This window comes from Lysobacter alkalisoli (assembly GCF_006547045.1).
GTDB classification, from domain to species: Bacteria; Pseudomonadota; Gammaproteobacteria; order Xanthomonadales; family Xanthomonadaceae; genus Marilutibacter; species Marilutibacter alkalisoli.
On sequence record NZ_CP041242.1, the window covers coordinates 2259151 to 2274972 of the forward strand.

Consider the following 15822-nt stretch of genomic DNA (forward strand, 5'->3'; position numbering starts at 1 on the left):
GGCCTAGAAGCGCCAGGTCAGCCCGAACGCCGGCCCTTCAGGCGCGCGTCGTAGACGTGGCCGCCATGGTCGTAATCGACGTCGAGCACCTTGTAGCCCGCGGCCACCGAAAGATGTTCGGTGGCCACGTAGTTGATGGTCGCAAGCGCCGACCACGTCGAATCCGCGCCGACGCCCAGCCCGCCCGCATCCAGCTGGGCCTGCAGGGACCATGCCTCCGACAGGCGTCGGAACGCACGCAAGCCAATCACCGGATCCACCCAATCGAAGCGCTCGCCGTAGCTGCGCGACGTACCCAGGGCGCTGACGGTCACGTCGTTGGAGATGCGCCACGCGCGCAGGCCTGCCAGCGCGTCGAGCGTGAAGTCCTGGGCTTCGACAAGCCGATAACCCGCTTGCGCGGTCGCGTTGAATTGCCGGCTGTCGACGCGGCCGTCGACGACCGTACTCGGCGGCACCGGCACGGGAAGCGGCGGCAGCGGGCCGAAGGCATGGTCATCGGAGGTGGCGACGTACATCACGTCGCCGGAGAACACGAACCGGTCGCGACGCAGCCACAGGTTCGCGAACCCGCCGAATTCCAGTCCGTCCACAACATCGGAGAACGACTTCTCGACACCGATGGTCGACCCGCGCCGGAACGGGGAGAGCCTCCCGTCCAGACCGGCCGCCCACAGATAAGGAGTGACCTGCAGCGCATGGTCGGCACGATCCATCGTCGCCGGCGACGGCTGTGCAGAATCAGCGTGGCCCCCTGCATCCGCATGCGCCAACGGGCCTGCACAAAGCGCGAAGAAAGTAGTGAGAAAACCCTTCACGTTCGCCATGATTCCTCGCAGCAACACCCAGCGCCAAGGTCATTTCGGGATACCGCGAATGCTATTGCGCCACGCGGCCCGTGCGCTGGGTAGCTTACCTCCTCGCAGAAGGTGGGGCGGCTGGATCGCATACGGCGCCCGGCCACCGGGGAAAATCAAGCAGTCCGAGAAATCAGGGGTGGCTCAATCTCACCCCATTTTTCCACGTTCCGCCAATCACGACATCCGTCACGACGCCGCGGCAGGACGCGCCACTACCCTGCACGCCACCATCCCATCGCGATATATCCCGAATGAAATGCCTGCTTGCCCTCCTGCTCGTCCTGCCACTGTCCGGCTGCGTGCTGTTGCCGGTAGATGTCGGCCCCGCCGGCAAGGAGTGGGTCTGCCACAAGGGCAAGAAGACGCTGGAACTGCCACCCGAAGCAATCAACGCCCACCTCGGTCACGGCGACTACAGGGGGCCGTGCCGCTGAGGCGACACTCTGCGGGGACATGCAATGATGTCCTCACAATGGCCAACGCACTCGACGCATGACTGACCATCAGGACGATTTCAAAGCCCTGCGCAAGGAAGCCTACGACGCCATGGATCGTGGCGCACTGGCCGAGTCATCACGGCATTTCGAGGCGCTGCTGCAGCGCGAGCCCGACGACCCCTACTACCACTACATGCGCGGGCTGGCGCACAAATACATGCTCGACTGGCCGGTGGCGCTCCGCCACAACCTCCGCGCCATCGAACTGTCTGACGAAGCGGGCGAAGCCGAACACTGGAACGCCGCCATCGCCGCCACTGCGCTCGGCGATTGGCCACAGGTCCGGCGCCTGTGGACCGCTTGCGGCATCCGCGTGCCCGAGGGCGAAGGCTCCATCGTCGACGACTACGGCGTGGCCGTGGTGCGCCTCAACCCGTGGCACGGCGGCGAGACCGTGTTCATCCGGCGCATCGACCCGGTGCGCGGCCGCCTGCTCAATGTCCCACTGCCGGAAAGCGGGCATCGCTTTGGCGACATCGTCCTGCACGACGGCGCGGCCACCGGCCACAGGTTCGACGGCGAACACAAGGTGCCGGTATTCAACGAACTGCAGCGCCTGGTGCCATCGGAGTTCCAGACCTTCGTCGTCTTCGTCAACTGCGACAGCCGCGACGACCTGCAAGCCCTGCTCGACGCCACCGCGCCGGGCATCGGCTACGCCGAGGACTGGACGGAGACCGTCCGCTACTACTGCATGCGCTGCAGCTACGGCACGCCGCACCAGCACGACGCGGATGATTCCGGCGAATGGCAACCGGACCGCAACCTGGGCATCGCGGCGCAAAGCCGCAAGTCGGTGGAGAAGCTATTGAAAGACTGGGTTGGCGCCGGCGGGTCTCGGCGCATTGATGGCATCGAGACCCGCGAGTGCGACATCCCCGAACGGGAAGATGGCCACGAATGGTGGCGTGGACCGGACGAGGACGAGTAGGAACTCAGGAATCCGTCCCTGACGGTCAAACAGGAAAAAGCCGACTCTGATCCTCTGTTTTTTTGTTCTCCAGGGACGTCCGAGGCACGGCCCCTCCCCTCACTCCTCCTCGATCCCCCCAAACCCTGCCACCAGATGCTCGATCAAGGCCCTCACCGCCGGCAGCAGCCCGCGCCGTGAGGGAAATACCGCGTGGATGATCTCCGCGCGCGGCGCCCACTCGGGCAACACCGGCACCAACTGCCCGGCAGCCAGTTCGGCGGTGACCATCATGTGCGGCAACTGCACCACGCCGATGCCGGCCGCGGCCGCCGTGCGCAGAGTCATCATGCTGCGCGTGATCAGGCGCGGGCGGTGGTGGACGCTGGCCTGGGCGCCGTCGGGACCGTACAGGTGCCAGACGTGTTCGTGCGAGGGTTGGCCCAGGTCCAGGCTCGGCAGGTGCGGGAGGTCGGCGGGGGTGGAGGGGAGGCCGTGGGCTTCGATCAGGGCGGGGGCGGCCAGCAGGCATTGGCTGCGTTCGGCCAGCACGCGCATGACCAGGTCGCTGTCCTCCAGCGGTGGGGGGCGCACGCGGATGGCGAAGTCCAGGCCTTCGCCGATCACGTCGACGCGGCGGTTGGTGGCGTCCAGGTGCACATCCACGCGCGGGTTGGCGGCCATGAACTCGGCCAGCATGGCGCCCACGCGGGTCTCCAGCAGGGCCACGGGGCAGCTCAGGCGCACCGTGCCGCAGGGGTCGGTGCGGGTGAGGTCGATGGCCTCCTGTGCGGCCTCGGCCTCCACCAGCATGGCGCGGCAGTGGGCCAGGTAGACCTGGCCGATCTCGGTAACGGCGAAGCGGCGGGTGGAGCGCTGGATCAGGCGCACGCCCAGGCGCTCTTCCAGCAGGGCAATGCGCCGGCTCAGCTTGGACTTGGGCATGCCCAGGGCGCGGCCGGCGGGGGCGAAGCCGCCGTGGTCCACCACCTGGACGAAGTAGTAGAGGTCGTTGAGGTCCTGCATGGCCGAGGCATCGTTCACCAGATAGGACTGTGAGGATAAATCAGGCCAGCTACCGAACCTATCGTTCCCGTCGCATGCTCTCCGGCAACGCAGCCCCCTGTCGGGGCCAACCGGAGAAAGCCATGAAGAAGGTCCTCGGCACCTACAGCGCGCCACACCCGCACTGGGTGGGCGACGGCTTCCCGGTCCGCTCGCTGTTTTCCTACAACAGCCACGGCCGCCATCTGAGCCCCTTCCTGCTGCTGGACTACGCCGGTCCAGCCAATTTCGAGCCCGGGACCCGGCGGCGCGGGGTGGGCGAGCACCCGCATCGCGGCTTCGAGACGGTCACCATCGTCTACCAGGGCGAGGTGGACCACCGCGATTCCACCGGCGCCGGCGGCCACATCGGGCCGGGCGACGTGCAGTGGATGACGGCGGCCTCGGGCATCGTGCACGAGGAGTTCCATTCGGAGGCCTTCACCCGCCGGGGCGGCACGCTGGAGATGGTGCAGCTGTGGGTGAACCTGCCGGCGCGGGACAAGATGGCCGAGCCGGGCTACCAGACCCTGCTGGATGCCGACATTCCTTCCGTGCCGCTGGCCGATGAGGCCGGGCGGGTACGGGTGATCGCCGGCGAGTTCGAGGGTCATCGCGGGCCGGCGCGCACCTTTACACCTATGAACGTGTGGGACCTGCGCCTGAACCAGGGCGGCCATGCGCGCTTCAGTCTGCCGGCCGGGCACACGCTGGCGTTGGTGGTGCTGCGCGGCACGGTGCTGGTCAACGGCAGTGCGGTGGCGCGCGAGGCTCAGATGCTGGTGTTCGACCGCGACGGCAGTGAGATCGATGTGGTGGCCAACAACGAGGCCACGTTGCTGCTGTTGGGTGGTGAGCCGATCGAGGAGCCGATCGTGGGATATGGGCCCTTCGTGATGAACACGCAGACGGAGATTTCGCAGGCCATTGCGGACTACGAAGGTGGGCGGTTTGACCAAGTTGGAGGCCCCAGCAAGAGCAACACCATCCCCACCCAACGTCCCGGCCCTCCTGCATAGCCCTCGGGCGTTCATCGGCGCGCCCCGCCTTGCGGCACCCTGCGCCACCTCGCACCACGGCGGAGCGAATGGCGATGCGCTTCTTCGCATCGCCCTGTTTCGCCTTTCCTGTTCCGCACGACGCCGGTGCCGGCCCGGCGTCGCGTGTCACCCGGGGCCTGGCCCCTTTCACGCAACACCACCATGAGGAGAACGACATGAGCAAGCCCTACAAGCGTCTGGACAAGAACGATGCCGCCGTCCTGCTGGTCGACCATCAGGCCGGCCTGCTGTCGCTGGTGCGCGACATCGAGCCGGACAGATTCAAGAACAACGTGCTGGCCCTGGGCGACCTGGCCAGGTACTTCAAGCTGCCGACCATCCTCACCACCAGCTTCGAGAACGGCCCCAACGGTCCGCTGGTGCCGGAGCTGAAGCAGATGTTTCCGGAGGCTCCGTACATCGCGCGACCGGGCAACATCAACGCCTGGGACAACGAGGAATTCGTGGCGGCGGTCAAGGCCACCGGCAAGAAGCAGCTGATCATCGCCGGCGTGGTGACCGAGGTCTGCGTGACCTTCCCGGCCCTCTCGGCGATCGAGGAAGGCTTCGACGTGTTCGTGGTCACCGATGCCTCAGGCACGTTCAACGAGGTTACCCGTCACGCCGCATGGGACCGCATGTCACAGGCCGGCGCGCAGCTGATGACCTGGTTCGGCGCGGCCTGCGAACTGCACCGCGACTGGCGCAACGACATCGAGGGCCTCGCCGCGTTGCTCTCCAGACACATCCCGGACTACCGCAACCTGATCACCAGCTTCGACGCGCTGACGGCGCAGAAGTAGCGGTCGATCCTGGAGCTGAGGCGGCTCTGCCAGTGTCGCGGCGGAGCCGGTGGAAAGTGGAAGGCGTGGGCAATGCGGGCCACGCCTTCTGCTGCACGGTGCCACCGAATCCGTAGCCTGGGCTTCGCCCTGGGCTCAACCCAGGTTACGGGCTACGGTACCGGGGCCAGCGCCTCGGCCAGGACCTGGATGCGCTCGAGGAAGTCGGGGGTAGCTCAGAGGGAACACAGGGGGCAGAGTGCACTTTCTGGTGGGGAAAGTGCACTCTGCCCCTGTTTTTTTCCCACCGGGCTCAGGTCCCGCGGCTGGCCCAGATCAGGGGATAAAAGAACCTGCCTCCATTTTTGGATCCGGCTGGCGTGCGGCCGCTTCGATCTGGAACCTGGCACGGTGGGCGACCAGACGTCCGGATAGTCAGCCGCGCTGGTGGTAACGCGCTTCCTGGGTGACGCCGCCGTAGCCATAGGCTGCCGCACGCACATCATGGACATGGATATAGCTTTCCTCGTGCAGGTTTCCGAGCAAGGCGGCCAGCCCGGAGAAGGCCTCGCGGATGAACTCCGCCTTCTCGTCCTTGGTATTGGTTTCGTCGGTGACCTTTATGTCGAAATAGACGCTGCTCTTGCGCTGCTCGGCGAGGCTGCGGCCGCCGGCGTACCAATCCTCGGGGGCGACGAAATCAATGGCGATGGCGGTCACCGCCGGGTCCTTGCGCAGAACGCGCGCGGTCAGGTCCTGCAGCAGCGACGCTATCGCCTTCGACAGTGCCTGCGAGCGCACCGCGGCAACCTTGACGTTGAGGATGGGCATGTCAGTTCTCCTTTTAGTTAGCTAAGCAACTATATGGGCGTAGTTCAGCCCAGCATCTTGCGTACCTGCCGCATCTCCGCGACGACGTCGCCGAAGCGCCTTTCCCCGAGCGTCTTCTGCAGGCGGCGGGTAACAGCCGCGCTGGCGCGGTTGAGATCGTTGGCAATCGCCAGCGCGGCGGCGGTGGGGTGGATTTCCAGCTCGCGGCCGTCGTTGCCCGAACTGCGGCGTTCGATCAACTTCCGTTGTTGCAGCCCATCCAGTAGCCGGGTCGCGGTAGGACGGGTGATGGTCATGGCGTCGGCCAGTTCGCGCTGCAACTGCCCCGGTTGCGCTATCACCGCACGCAGCAGGAATGCCTGCGGGGGGCTCAGGCCGAACGGATTGAATGCCTGCGTCCAGACGCGCTCAAGCATTCGCGACAAGGCAGCGGTATTGAAGTATAGGCAGCCATCGAACATGCGGTAGAGACTAGCACCACTTAGTTAGCTATGCAACTATATCAGAACCCGATGCACGGGCATGACGATGCCCGAATCCGGAGATGGAGTCAGGTTCATTTCTCAACAGTCTTCCGCCGGCCTCAGGTTCCGCGGCTGCCCCGGATCAGCGGATAAATGAACCTGCCCCTTTTTTGTGTTGCAGCATGTCGAAACGCGGATGCGACGTTCGTCGGGTAGATGAGTCGCAACCAATCCACGCGAGGCAATGCCGTGAACACATCAAAGATGCTCTGGACCGGTCGCATCGCGACCGGCCTTTTCGCGCTTTTCATGCTCGGCGCATCGATCGCGCCCAAGCTGCTCGGCATGCCGGTCGCCGAACAGACGCTGGCGCAGCTCGGCTGGCCCCCGGGTTATGCCTTCACGATCGGGCTGATCGAGTTGGCCTGCCTGTTGCTGTACCTCATCCCGCGCACCAGCATGTTCGGTGCGGTGCTGATGATGAGCCTGCTCGGCGGCGCGATGGCGACGCAGGTCAGGGCCGAAAGCCCTCTGTTCAGCCATGTTCTTTTCAGCCTCTACCTTGGGCTGTTCATGTGGGGCGGCCTCTGGCTGCGCGACGCACGGCTGAGGAAACTGTTTCCTATCAACCGAAAGACGGCGCCATAACGGCGCGAGAAGTACTCCTTGTCGAAACCCCGCCCCGCCATCCGTCGAACGGGCGTATGTGCCCTCTCGCACCGCGAGCCCTGATGCCACCCACCGTCAACGCGGTCGCAGGCCCGCCCGGTGACAGCCAGGGCTTGATGCAACACCCTTGATGCGACACCCCTGCGCAGTTGCACCAGAACCCATCGCCTGCCCCACCCACCCCGCTACCGAGGACATGACATGAAGATCGTCACCAGCCTGAGCTTCCAGGGACAATGCCGCGAAGCGTTCGAGTTCTACGCCAACGTATTGGGCGGCAAGATCACCGCTGCCATCCCCTACTCCGACGCGCCGCCGGACATGCCGATCACCAACGAGAAGTACAAGACGTGGCTCATGCACTGCTGGCTGGACGTCGGCGACCAGTCCCTGATGGGCGCCGACATGGACGTCGAGTGGGCTCCCAACGTCGACAAGCCCAAGAACGGTTTCGACGTCACCCTGCACACCGACGATATCGACCAGGCCAGGCGCTGGTTCGAACAGCTGTCCGAGGGCGGCAGGCAAGTGATGCCGTTCGCCGAGACCTTCTGGTCACCCGGCTACGGTGCGCTGGTCGACCGCTTCGGGGTGCCGTGGATGGTCAACACCGTGCCGTCGGCGGACTGGAAGCCGGCACAGGGCTGAGTTCGGAGGCCCCGGGCAGGCGCGTTGGCCTGTCGACAGGTGCATCCACCACGGCTGGGTGACGGCGACTTCCCCCCGCTAGTCCAGATCCGCCTGGATCCAGCGCCGCGAGTGGTGGATGTCGATCGTCTGCAGCCGACCGGGCCCCGGATTCTCGAATCGATGCAGCACACCCGCGGGACCGACGTCAGCTTGAGGTCCGGCAACGCGCCTCGTGAGCGCGATCTCGAATAGTGCTGCACAGCTCGCTAGCCCGGAAGAACAGCACCGGAATGTCGACTCGGCACGCCTGGCCAGCCGATGCGCAGGCGAGCCAGGTCTTGCCCACGCGGGTGGCGCCCTGGAAGATGAGGTTCTGCTGCTGTCGAATCCAGTCGCAGCTGATCAGACTCGCGATCTGCGCCCGATCCATCCCGCGCTGAGCCCTCGCTGCCTCTGGCAACGCGGCAGCCCTGAAGAGGCGCTTGAGCTTGCGGTCGCCTCGTCGGCGAGGTTGAACCAGTGCGGCACGAAGTACATGCGCAGCATGCGCTCCAGCCCGATGGGCGGCCGACCCTTGCCGGCCTTCGGGTAGTGGGGCTCGATGACCGCACACAGATCAGCCCACGGAACGATGGAGTCCATCGTCTGCAGGAACACATCGCGTCTGGTGGGCGTTCGGGACCGCTCGGACTCCGCACCCTGATCTGCAGCCGCTGCCAGCGTTGCTTGCTTCATGCCTTCATCATGCCAACGCCCATTCCGTCGGGGTACCAGGTCAACCCGGAAGTGGGGGACTTAATCAGCGTCGCCTTAAGCGCGGTGACTTGAAAAAAGCGGGGGCAGCTGTCGCAAGCGAACTGATGCCCGCATCCGTTCGAGGGCAGCTCAGGGTCGCTCTCAGCGGACCTCCACCACGACCTTGCCTTTGGCACGCCCCTGCTCAACATAGGCGAGCGCCTCTGCGGTCTGGTCCAGCGTGAACGATCGGTCGACGACGGGACGGATCGCACCCTTCTCCACCAGCGCCGTGATCTGGCTCAGCTGCTTGCCTTCTGCGCGCATGAGGACGAACGTATAGTTGACGCCGCGCGCCTTGGCCTTCCTTCGAATGCCGAAGCTCAGCAGACGCAGCACCTGCTTCACCGGCCAGGGGAATCCCCGCTCGGCAGCGAAGCCGGGCGTGGGCGGCCCGGAGATCGAGATGAGGTGCCCGCCGGGCTTGAGCACCTGCAGCGACTTGTGCAGTTCATCGCTGCCGAGGCTGTTGAGCACCACGTCGTAGTCACGCAATTCGGTGGCGAAGTCCTGCTTCTTGTAGTCGATGACCACATCGGCGCCCAAGGCCTTGACCCAATCGACGTTTGCCGTGCTCGTGTTCGTGGCGACCCAGGCCCCAAGGTGCTTGGCCAACTGGATCGCGATGGTGCCGACGCCACCGGAGCCCGCCTGAATGAACACCTTCTGCCCCTTCTTCAGCTTGGCCGTCTCGACCAAGACCTGCCAGGCCGTCAGCGCCACGAGCGGCAGCGAAGCCGCTTCGCCCATGCCGATGTTGGCGGGCTTGCGAGCCACCGACGTGGCCTTGACCGCGATCAGCTCTGCGAACGTGCCAATCCGGTCGTCGTCGGGACGGGCATAGACCTCGTCACCCACATGGAAGTCCCGAACGAGACGGCCGACCCGCACGACGGTGCCGGCCACGTCGTTGCCGAGGATGAGCGGCATGGGGTAGGGAATGACGTTCTTGAACTCGCCAGTCCTGATCTTGAGGTCCAGCACGTTCACGCTGGCGGCGTGAATCTGGATCAGCACGTCGTCGTCTTGCATGCCCGGTTCAGGCATGTCGGCGAGGCGACCGACTTCCTTCTTGCCGTAGCGGTCGATGATGAAGGCTTTCATGGGGATCTCTTTCTCTTGAAATGGAAGGTCAGGCGGCAGCCGCGCGACCCAGGATTCGAAGTTACTGATGCCTTGCCGCAGCTCAGGCACTCACGTCCACCACCGTGCGCCCACGCACCTGCCCTCGCAGCACGGGCTCCGCGAGGCCGGGCACATCCGCGAGGCCGACCACCTGGGTGGCGCGCGCCAGCTTGCCCAGATCGAGGTCCGTCGCCAGGCGGGACCACGCTGCCAGGCGCACGTCCTGCGGTGCGTTGACCGAATCGATGCCGGCCAGCGTGACATTGCGCAAGATGAAGGGAAGGACCGAGCCGGGAAGGTCCATACCCTGTGCCAGGCCAAACGCGGCCACGGCGCCGCGGTAGCGGATCTGGGCCAGCACATTGGCCAGTGTGTGGCTACCCACCGAGTCGACGGCTCCAGCCCAGCGCTCGTTGCCAATCGGCGCGCCCGGTTCGGACAGCGTGCGGCGATCAATCACCTCCACGGCGCCCAGATCACGCAGATAGGCCGTCTCCTCGGCGCGCCCGGTCGAGGCGACGACGCGGTAGCCGAGCTTGGACAGCAGCGCGATGGCGACGGATCCGGACCCACCGCCGGCGCCGGTCACCAGCACCTCGCCCTTGTCCGGTGTCAGGCCAGCATGCTCCAGCGCCAGCACGGCAAGCATTGCCGTGTAGCCCGCCGTGCCGATGGCCATGGCGTCTCGCGTCGAGAACACGTCTGGCAGCTTGATCAACCAGTCACCACTGACGCGGGCCTTCTGCGCGAAGCCGCCGTGATGCGTCTGGCTCAGGCCCCAGCCGTTGGCAACCACGCGGTCCCCCGGCGCGAACGCCGGGTGTGAGGACGTTTCCACCACGCCAGCGAAATCGATGCCTGGAATCAGTGGGAACTGGCGGATGACCGGCGCGCGGCCGCTGATTGCCGCCGCGTCCTTGTAGTTCACCGTCGAGTAGTCGATCGCGACGGTGACGTCGCCGGGCATCAGATCAGCCTCGGAGAAATCGACCAGGTCGGTCGAAATCGCCTCACCAGACTGGGTGCTCAGTAGTGCTTTGAATGTCATTGCATTGCTCCTTGTGAAATAGCGGTTTGTTCGAGAGTGTTCAGCTGCGCGCGCAGGCGACGTGTGCAGTAGGTGTCGGAACGTTCGCGAGTCACAGCGCGTCATTCAAAACCTTGGCAGCCACGTCCGGCCGCTCGAGGACGATGAAGTGGCCGGCGCCAGGCACCTGGACAAACTCGGCCGCGGGGAGGATCTGCTGGTTGGCTTGTCGGTCCGAGGGTCTGGACCAATCCGTCTCTCCGTAGATGAGGTGCACGGGTGCGCGGACCTCGGGGTAGCGGGCGCGGGCCGCGATGAGGCTGGGCAGGTTGCCGTACACCGCGCGGGCAACAACCGGATAGCCGGGCCGACGTCCAACCTTCAACAGTTCATCGAGGTAGTCATCGCGCAGGGCGGCCTTGTTCCCGAGGCCCCCACGGAGCACGGCGCGCACGATCGGCTTGGGTTGGACGCCCGCGATGGTCGGGCCGACACCCGGCGCCAGCGCGCCGGTCACGACGAACCGGGCCAGCAGGCTGGACCGCTTGATGCCGCCCGCATAGTCATAGGCATTGATGGCCACGACACGCCGCACCCGCTCGGGCAGATCGGCCGCAGTGGTGAGGGCGAGCGTCGCGCCCATCGATTCGCCGAGCAGCGTCACGTCACGCAAGTCGAGTCGGGTGATGAGGCGCTTGACCGCCGCGCGCATGGCCGGCTCCTCATAGGAGGCGTTCGGCACGATCTGCGAGTAGCCCATTCCAGGAAGGTCGAGGGCATAAACCGTGTACCGATCCTTGACGAGCGGGATCAGGTGACGGAAGTGCTCGGCCTGGGTGCGCACCGTGTGCAGCAAGATCAACGCTGGCCCCTTTCCGCCCGAGAGATAGCGCAAACGCCCCAGGCTTCCCTCGCTGGACCCGAGCGGATCGAGAAAGTGTTCCTCGGTCCCGGGAATCTTGATGGACGACAGTGATTGAATGCTGGTGGGTGACACGGTGGGTTTCCTTCTATTTTTAGGGATGCTTGCTGGCGCACCCCATGCGGCTTCATGCGGATTTCAGAGCGGTGCGCAGGCCGAATGCGATGCGGCCACTCAGCGCAAGGGCTGGTAGCGCGATGCCACTTCGTTGCTCGAGAGCTGGGGCGCCATCGCCTTGCGCGCGCCCTCAAAGGCATCCCAGAGAGCCACGTCATGCAGTGCAGGAATCGTCACCGACTCCCCGCGCTCGAAGCCCTGCAAGGCGGCATCCACCAGGTCTTCGGCACGCATCACGATCTGTGCCGGCAGGTGCTCCACGGGAAGGCCGCCGCGGGCCCAGAACTCGGTGGCCGTCGCACCCGGCAGCACGGCTTGCACCCGCACGCCTTTGCCGGCGAGCTCGTGCTGCAGCGATTGACTGAAGGCCAATACGAAGGCCTTGCTGCCGCCATACACGCCATTGAGGGTTTCCGGCGAGACGGCGACAGCGGAGGCGATGTTGATCAACGCGCCTTTGCCGCGTGCCACGAAGCCGGGCACCGCCGCGTAGCTCAACCGGGTCAGCGCCGTCACGTTGAGGTCAATCATGCGCACCATCTCGTCCACGCCGCTCTCCAGCAGCGGCGTGTGCGTGCCGATGCCGGCGTTGTTGACCAGCAGGGTGATGCTGGCATCTTGCTTGAGCTTGTTCTCCACGCTGCGCAGCGCCACCGGGTTGTTCAGGTCGGCGGGAAAGACCTCCACCGCGCGGCCGTGGCGGCTGGTGATTTCCTCAGCCAACGGGTTCAAGCGATCGCGGTTGCGGGCGACGAGGATCAGGTCGTAGCCGAGTCGCGCCAGGCGGTCGGCGTAGAGGGCGCCTATGCCGGAAGATGCTCCGGTGATGAGGGCGGTGCCCAGGTTCGTCTGTGTCATGGTGATGCTCCGTTTCGGGGTTGCGATGGAACCCATGTTGCACCGTCTAGCGTTTGGCGCAAATGACGCTTATAGTCATGTTTTATGCCATTGGCTCCGGAGACGCACATGCACAAAATCGGCTACGTCCTGCCGGCCGGCTTCCAGGTGATGGCGCTGGCCACGCAGGCGGTCTTCGAGTTCGCCAATTTTGTGGCGGGCGAGCCCTTCTACGAGGTGACTTGCCACTCGATGCCCGGGGGCAGCGTGAAGACATCGCTAGGCACGGCCCTGCAGACGCGTCCCTTCACCGCACGCAGCACGGCCGACACCTGGATGGTGGTGGGCGTGATCGACCCGTTGGCCACGCCATCACCATCCGAATTGCTGCGTGCGCTGCGAAAGTGCAGCGCTCGGGCACGTCGGACCGTAGGCCTGTGCACCGGAGCTTTCGTGCTGGCCCAGGCCGGCCTGCTGGCAGGGCGGCGCGCCACGACGCACTGGGCCTATGCGAACGCACTGCAACAGCGGTATCCCGATGTCCAGGTCGAGCCGGACCGCATCTTCATCGCCGATGACCCGATCTGGACCTCGGCCGGCATGACGGCCGAACTGGATCTGGCGCTCGGCCTCGTCGAGAAGGACCTGGGCGACGACGTGGCGCGATCGGTGGCGCACCGGCTGGTCATGCATCAGCGCCGTTCGGGCGGCCAGTCGCAGCATTCGGAGATCCTGAATCTCGCGCCGCGCTCGGACCGCATCGCGCGGGCGCTGGAGCATGCCCGCGGCCACCTGGCGCAGTCGCTGAGCGTGGAAGAACTCGCTGCGGCCGCGAACCTCAGCCCGCGCCAGTTCAGCCGCGTGTTCACGGCCGAGACCGGCCAGTCGCCAGCCAAGGCGGTAGAGCGTCTGCGCGTGGAGGCAGCGCGTTTGATGATCGAGCGCAGCCGCCATCCGCTGGAGGTGGTGGCACGCGAAACAGGCTTTCGCGACCGACGCCATCTTCGCGAGGCGTTCATGCGGGGCTTCGGCAAGCCGCCTCAGTCACTCAGGCGCGACGCCCGCCTGGGGTCCTGAAGCGTGTCGAGATGACGGTGACCAAAATGGGGTCAGGTACATTTCCTACATACGCGCACGCAGTTGTCTGATGGTCGCGGCGCAAGCGATATCGAACACTAGGGGTCTCTTCACCGCATGGATGCGACATGGCCCGCCTGCCCCGCCTCGACTTTCCCGGTATCGCCCAGCACATCGTGCAACGCGGCAATGACCGGCAAGCCTGCTTCGCCGACGACGCCGACCACCTGCACTATCGCCAGGAGCTCGGCCAGGCTGCGCTCAAGCATGGCTGCGACCTGCACGCCTACGTGCTGATGACCAACCACGTGCACCTGCTGGTCACTCCGCACGAGATCGGCGCCGTCTCAAGGATGATGCAGGCCATTGGCCGACGCTATGTCGGTTGTTTCAATGCCCGGTATCGCCGCACCGGCACGCTCTGGGAAGGCCGCTTCAAGTCGGCACTGGTCGACAGCGCCGACTACCTGCTCACCTGCTATCGCTACATCGAGCTCAACCCCGTCCGTGCCGGCATGGTGGCGAAACCCGCGGATTACCGCTGGTCCAGCCATGCCCACAACGCCCTTGGCGCACATGAGTCCCGCATCACTCCCCATCCGCTCTACCTCGGACTCGGAGCGAACGCTATCGAGCGCCAGCTAGCGTACCGCGAACTGTTCAATGCCGAACTGGGCTCGAACAAGATAGACGACCTTCGTGCCCACACCCAGCAACAGAAGGCCTGGGGCAGCGACCGCTTTCGTCAACAGATCGAAGCGCTGACCCAGCGATCCGCAAGCGTCAGACCCCGCGGGCGCCCCAAATCTTCGGATAAATGAACCTGACCCCTTTTTTCTTTTCGACCGCTTTCGTCAACAGATCGAAGCCCTGACCCAGCGATCCGCAAGCGTCAGACCCCGCGGACGCCCCAAATCTTCGGATAAATGAACCTGACCCCTTTTTTCGAGGACAATCCTCGCATGGAGGTGTTCGATGCAGAAGCGTCAACGGTTCACGGCGGAGTTCAAGCGCGAGGCGGTTCGACTGCTCAAGGCGGGCGATCGGCCAGCGGCGGTCGTGGCGCGGGAGCTGGGGATCCCGCGTAATCGGCTCTACAAGTGGGCGCAGGATCTGGAGAAGAAGGGCAGCCAGGCCTTTGCCGGCAGCGGTCGTCGTCCGGCCGGTATCGACGATCCGGCCGCGCTCAAGCGCGAGATCGCGCGGCTGAAGGAAGAGAACGAGATCTTAAAAAAAGCGGCGGCGTACTTCGCGCGGGAACTGCCGTGAAGTACGCATGGATCCGGGATCAATCCGGCTACCCGGTGCGTCGGCTATGCCGGGCATTGAACGTCTCAACAAGCGGCTACTACGCCTGGCGGGATCGCCGGCCCAGTTCGCGCGCCAAGGCGAACGCGCAGCTGCTGGAACGCATCCAGGCGCTCCACGCGCGGAGCCGGCAAACCTACGGTGCAGTGCGACTGTGGCAGGCGCTACGTCGCGAGGGCGAGACCTGCGGTCGGCATCGCGTGCGCCGGCTGCGCCGCAAGCATGGGATCCAGGCCAAACGGCGGCAGCGATATATACGCACGCGCGGCACCTACCAGCGCGTGCCCCCAGCCCCGAACCTGCTGGCTTGGCCCTTTGTCAGCCCCAAGCCGGGCGCGGTCTGGGTCGCTGACATCACCTTTGTGCCCACGCGCGCCGGCTGGCTGTACCTGGCCGCGGTCCTCGACCTGCATACCCGTCAGATCGTCGGCTGGGCGATGGGCGAGCGCGCCGACCAGGCCCTGGTCAGCGCCGCGCTGCGGATGGCGGTCGAACGCCGCAAGCCTGCGCCGGGCGCGATCCATCACAGCGATCAGGGCAGCCAATACACCAGCGGCGCCTATCAGACCCAGCTCAAGGCCGCCGGTCTGCAGCCGAGCATGAGCCGCAAGGGCATGCCTTACGACAATGCGGTAATGGAGAGCTTCTTCAGCTCGCTCAAGCAGGAGTTGACGCACCATGAGCGCTTCGTCGGCCTCGACGAAGCCAGGCAGAAGCTGTTCGACTACATCGAGGTCTTCTACAACCGCCAACGGCTGCATAGCAGCCTCGGCTATCGGACGCCGGTTGAACAGGAGCAACTGGCGAGTGCTTAATTAACCTGTCCGAGAAATCGGGGGTAGCTCAACCTGACCCCTTTTTTTCCTTTTTTTGGACCCCTTTTTTGC

The 15822-nt window shown here is 65.3% G+C and carries 19 protein-coding genes and 1 pseudogene; 10 read left to right on the forward strand and 10 right to left on the reverse strand.

Annotation, left to right across the window (positions count from 1 at the left end; translation table 11 throughout):
* Positions 1-17: 17 nt before the first annotated feature.
* Positions 18-827 (reverse strand): hypothetical protein, encoded by an 810-nt coding sequence (locus tag FKV23_RS09835; protein ID WP_208543144.1) that lies wholly within the window; start codon positions 825-827, stop codon positions 18-20.
* Between the two features lie 284 nt (positions 828-1111).
* Here FKV23_RS09835 and FKV23_RS09840 point away from each other — a divergent pair, with 284 nt between their 5' ends.
* Both FKV23_RS09840 and FKV23_RS09845 read left to right on the forward strand, forming a co-directional pair.
* Positions 1112-1294, forward strand: coding sequence for a hypothetical protein (locus FKV23_RS09840; RefSeq protein WP_141623692.1), 183 nt, complete (start codon positions 1112-1114; stop codon positions 1292-1294).
* A 58-nt stretch (positions 1295-1352) separates the two neighbouring features.
* Positions 1353-2288, forward strand: coding sequence for a tetratricopeptide repeat protein (locus FKV23_RS09845; protein WP_141623693.1), 936 nt, complete (start codon positions 1353-1355; stop codon positions 2286-2288).
* 99 nt (positions 2289-2387) lie between these two features.
* Here FKV23_RS09845 and FKV23_RS09850 read toward each other — a convergent pair whose 3' ends face one another.
* Positions 2388-3293: a LysR family transcriptional regulator gene (locus FKV23_RS09850; RefSeq protein ID WP_141625150.1), complete on the reverse strand. Its 906-nt coding sequence runs from the start codon at positions 3291-3293 to the stop codon at positions 2388-2390.
* A gap of 122 nt (positions 3294-3415) precedes the next feature.
* Between FKV23_RS09850 and FKV23_RS09855 the strand changes: the two genes are divergently transcribed.
* Positions 3416-4330 carry a pirin family protein gene (locus FKV23_RS09855; protein WP_141623694.1) on the forward strand — a complete coding sequence of 305 codons (915 nt, stop codon included), beginning with the start codon at positions 3416-3418 and terminating at the stop codon, positions 4328-4330.
* Between the two features lie 197 nt (positions 4331-4527).
* The gene (ycaC, locus tag FKV23_RS09860; RefSeq protein WP_141623695.1) at positions 4528-5154 is read left to right on the forward strand and encodes an isochorismate family cysteine hydrolase YcaC; all 627 of its coding nucleotides are present in this window, start codon (positions 4528-4530) and stop codon (positions 5152-5154) included.
* 414 nt (positions 5155-5568) lie between these two features.
* Here ycaC and FKV23_RS09865 read toward each other — a convergent pair whose 3' ends face one another.
* Both FKV23_RS09865 and FKV23_RS09870 read right to left on the reverse strand, forming a co-directional pair.
* The gene (locus FKV23_RS09865; RefSeq protein ID WP_141623696.1) at positions 5569-5964 is read right to left on the reverse strand and encodes a tautomerase family protein; all 396 of its coding nucleotides are present in this window, start codon (positions 5962-5964) and stop codon (positions 5569-5571) included.
* Between the two features lie 44 nt (positions 5965-6008).
* Positions 6009-6380, reverse strand: a complete 372-nt coding sequence (locus tag FKV23_RS09870) for a MarR family winged helix-turn-helix transcriptional regulator (RefSeq protein ID WP_244244173.1) — start codon at positions 6378-6380, stop codon at positions 6009-6011.
* Positions 6381-6677: 297 nt separating this feature from the next.
* Between FKV23_RS09870 and FKV23_RS09875 the strand changes: the two genes are divergently transcribed.
* Together FKV23_RS09875 and FKV23_RS09880 are read left to right on the forward strand one after the other, a co-directional pair.
* On the forward strand, positions 6678-7076 hold the full coding sequence (locus tag FKV23_RS09875) for a DoxX family protein (RefSeq protein ID WP_141623698.1): 399 nt from the start codon (positions 6678-6680) through the stop codon (positions 7074-7076).
* 222 nt (positions 7077-7298) lie between these two features.
* Positions 7299-7745 (forward strand): VOC family protein, encoded by a 447-nt coding sequence (locus FKV23_RS09880; protein WP_141623699.1) that lies wholly within the window; start codon positions 7299-7301, stop codon positions 7743-7745.
* 187 nt (positions 7746-7932) lie between these two features.
* Here the strand turns inward: FKV23_RS09880 and FKV23_RS17810 are convergent, their stop codons facing one another.
* From FKV23_RS17810 to FKV23_RS09910, 6 genes and pseudogenes are all read right to left on the reverse strand, one after another.
* On the reverse strand, positions 7933-8340 hold the full coding sequence (locus FKV23_RS17810) for an ATP-binding protein (RefSeq protein ID WP_208543146.1): 408 nt from the start codon (positions 8338-8340) through the stop codon (positions 7933-7935).
* Positions 8223-8462 (reverse strand): annotated as a pseudogene (locus FKV23_RS09890) (IS5/IS1182 family transposase); the annotation flags it as partial. The pseudogene FKV23_RS09890 and the gene FKV23_RS17810, both read right to left, overlap by 118 nt.
* A gap of 162 nt (positions 8463-8624) precedes the next feature.
* The gene (locus FKV23_RS09895; protein WP_141623700.1) at positions 8625-9626 is read right to left on the reverse strand and encodes an NADP-dependent oxidoreductase; all 1002 of its coding nucleotides are present in this window, start codon (positions 9624-9626) and stop codon (positions 8625-8627) included.
* Between the two features lie 82 nt (positions 9627-9708).
* Positions 9709-10695 carry an acrylyl-CoA reductase (NADPH) gene (gene acuI, locus FKV23_RS09900; protein WP_141623701.1) on the reverse strand — a complete coding sequence of 329 codons (987 nt, stop codon included), beginning with the start codon at positions 10693-10695 and terminating at the stop codon, positions 9709-9711.
* A gap of 91 nt (positions 10696-10786) precedes the next feature.
* Positions 10787-11671, reverse strand: a complete 885-nt coding sequence (locus FKV23_RS09905; protein WP_208543147.1) for an alpha/beta fold hydrolase — start codon at positions 11669-11671, stop codon at positions 10787-10789.
* Between the two features lie 99 nt (positions 11672-11770).
* Positions 11771-12607, reverse strand: a complete 837-nt coding sequence (locus FKV23_RS09910; RefSeq protein ID WP_244243972.1) for an SDR family NAD(P)-dependent oxidoreductase — start codon at positions 12605-12607, stop codon at positions 11771-11773.
* 72 nt (positions 12608-12679) lie between these two features.
* On the opposite strand from FKV23_RS09910, the gene FKV23_RS09915 reads away from it, so the two are divergent.
* From FKV23_RS09915 to FKV23_RS09925, 4 genes are all read left to right on the forward strand, one after another.
* A complete protein-coding gene (locus FKV23_RS09915; RefSeq protein WP_141623702.1) occupies positions 12680-13627 on the forward strand; it encodes a GlxA family transcriptional regulator in 948 nt (315 codons plus the stop codon).
* A gap of 128 nt (positions 13628-13755) precedes the next feature.
* Positions 13756-14448 carry a transposase gene (locus FKV23_RS09920; protein ID WP_141623703.1) on the forward strand — a complete coding sequence of 231 codons (693 nt, stop codon included), beginning with the start codon at positions 13756-13758 and terminating at the stop codon, positions 14446-14448.
* A gap of 154 nt (positions 14449-14602) precedes the next feature.
* Positions 14603-14896, forward strand: coding sequence for a transposase (locus FKV23_RS17815; RefSeq protein WP_407067622.1), 294 nt, complete (start codon positions 14603-14605; stop codon positions 14894-14896).
* Positions 14893-15750 (forward strand): IS3 family transposase, encoded by an 858-nt coding sequence (locus FKV23_RS09925; protein ID WP_407067623.1) that lies wholly within the window; start codon positions 14893-14895, stop codon positions 15748-15750. Before FKV23_RS17815 ends, FKV23_RS09925 begins: the two co-directional genes overlap by 4 nt.
* The last annotated feature ends 72 nt before the right edge of the window (positions 15751-15822 follow it).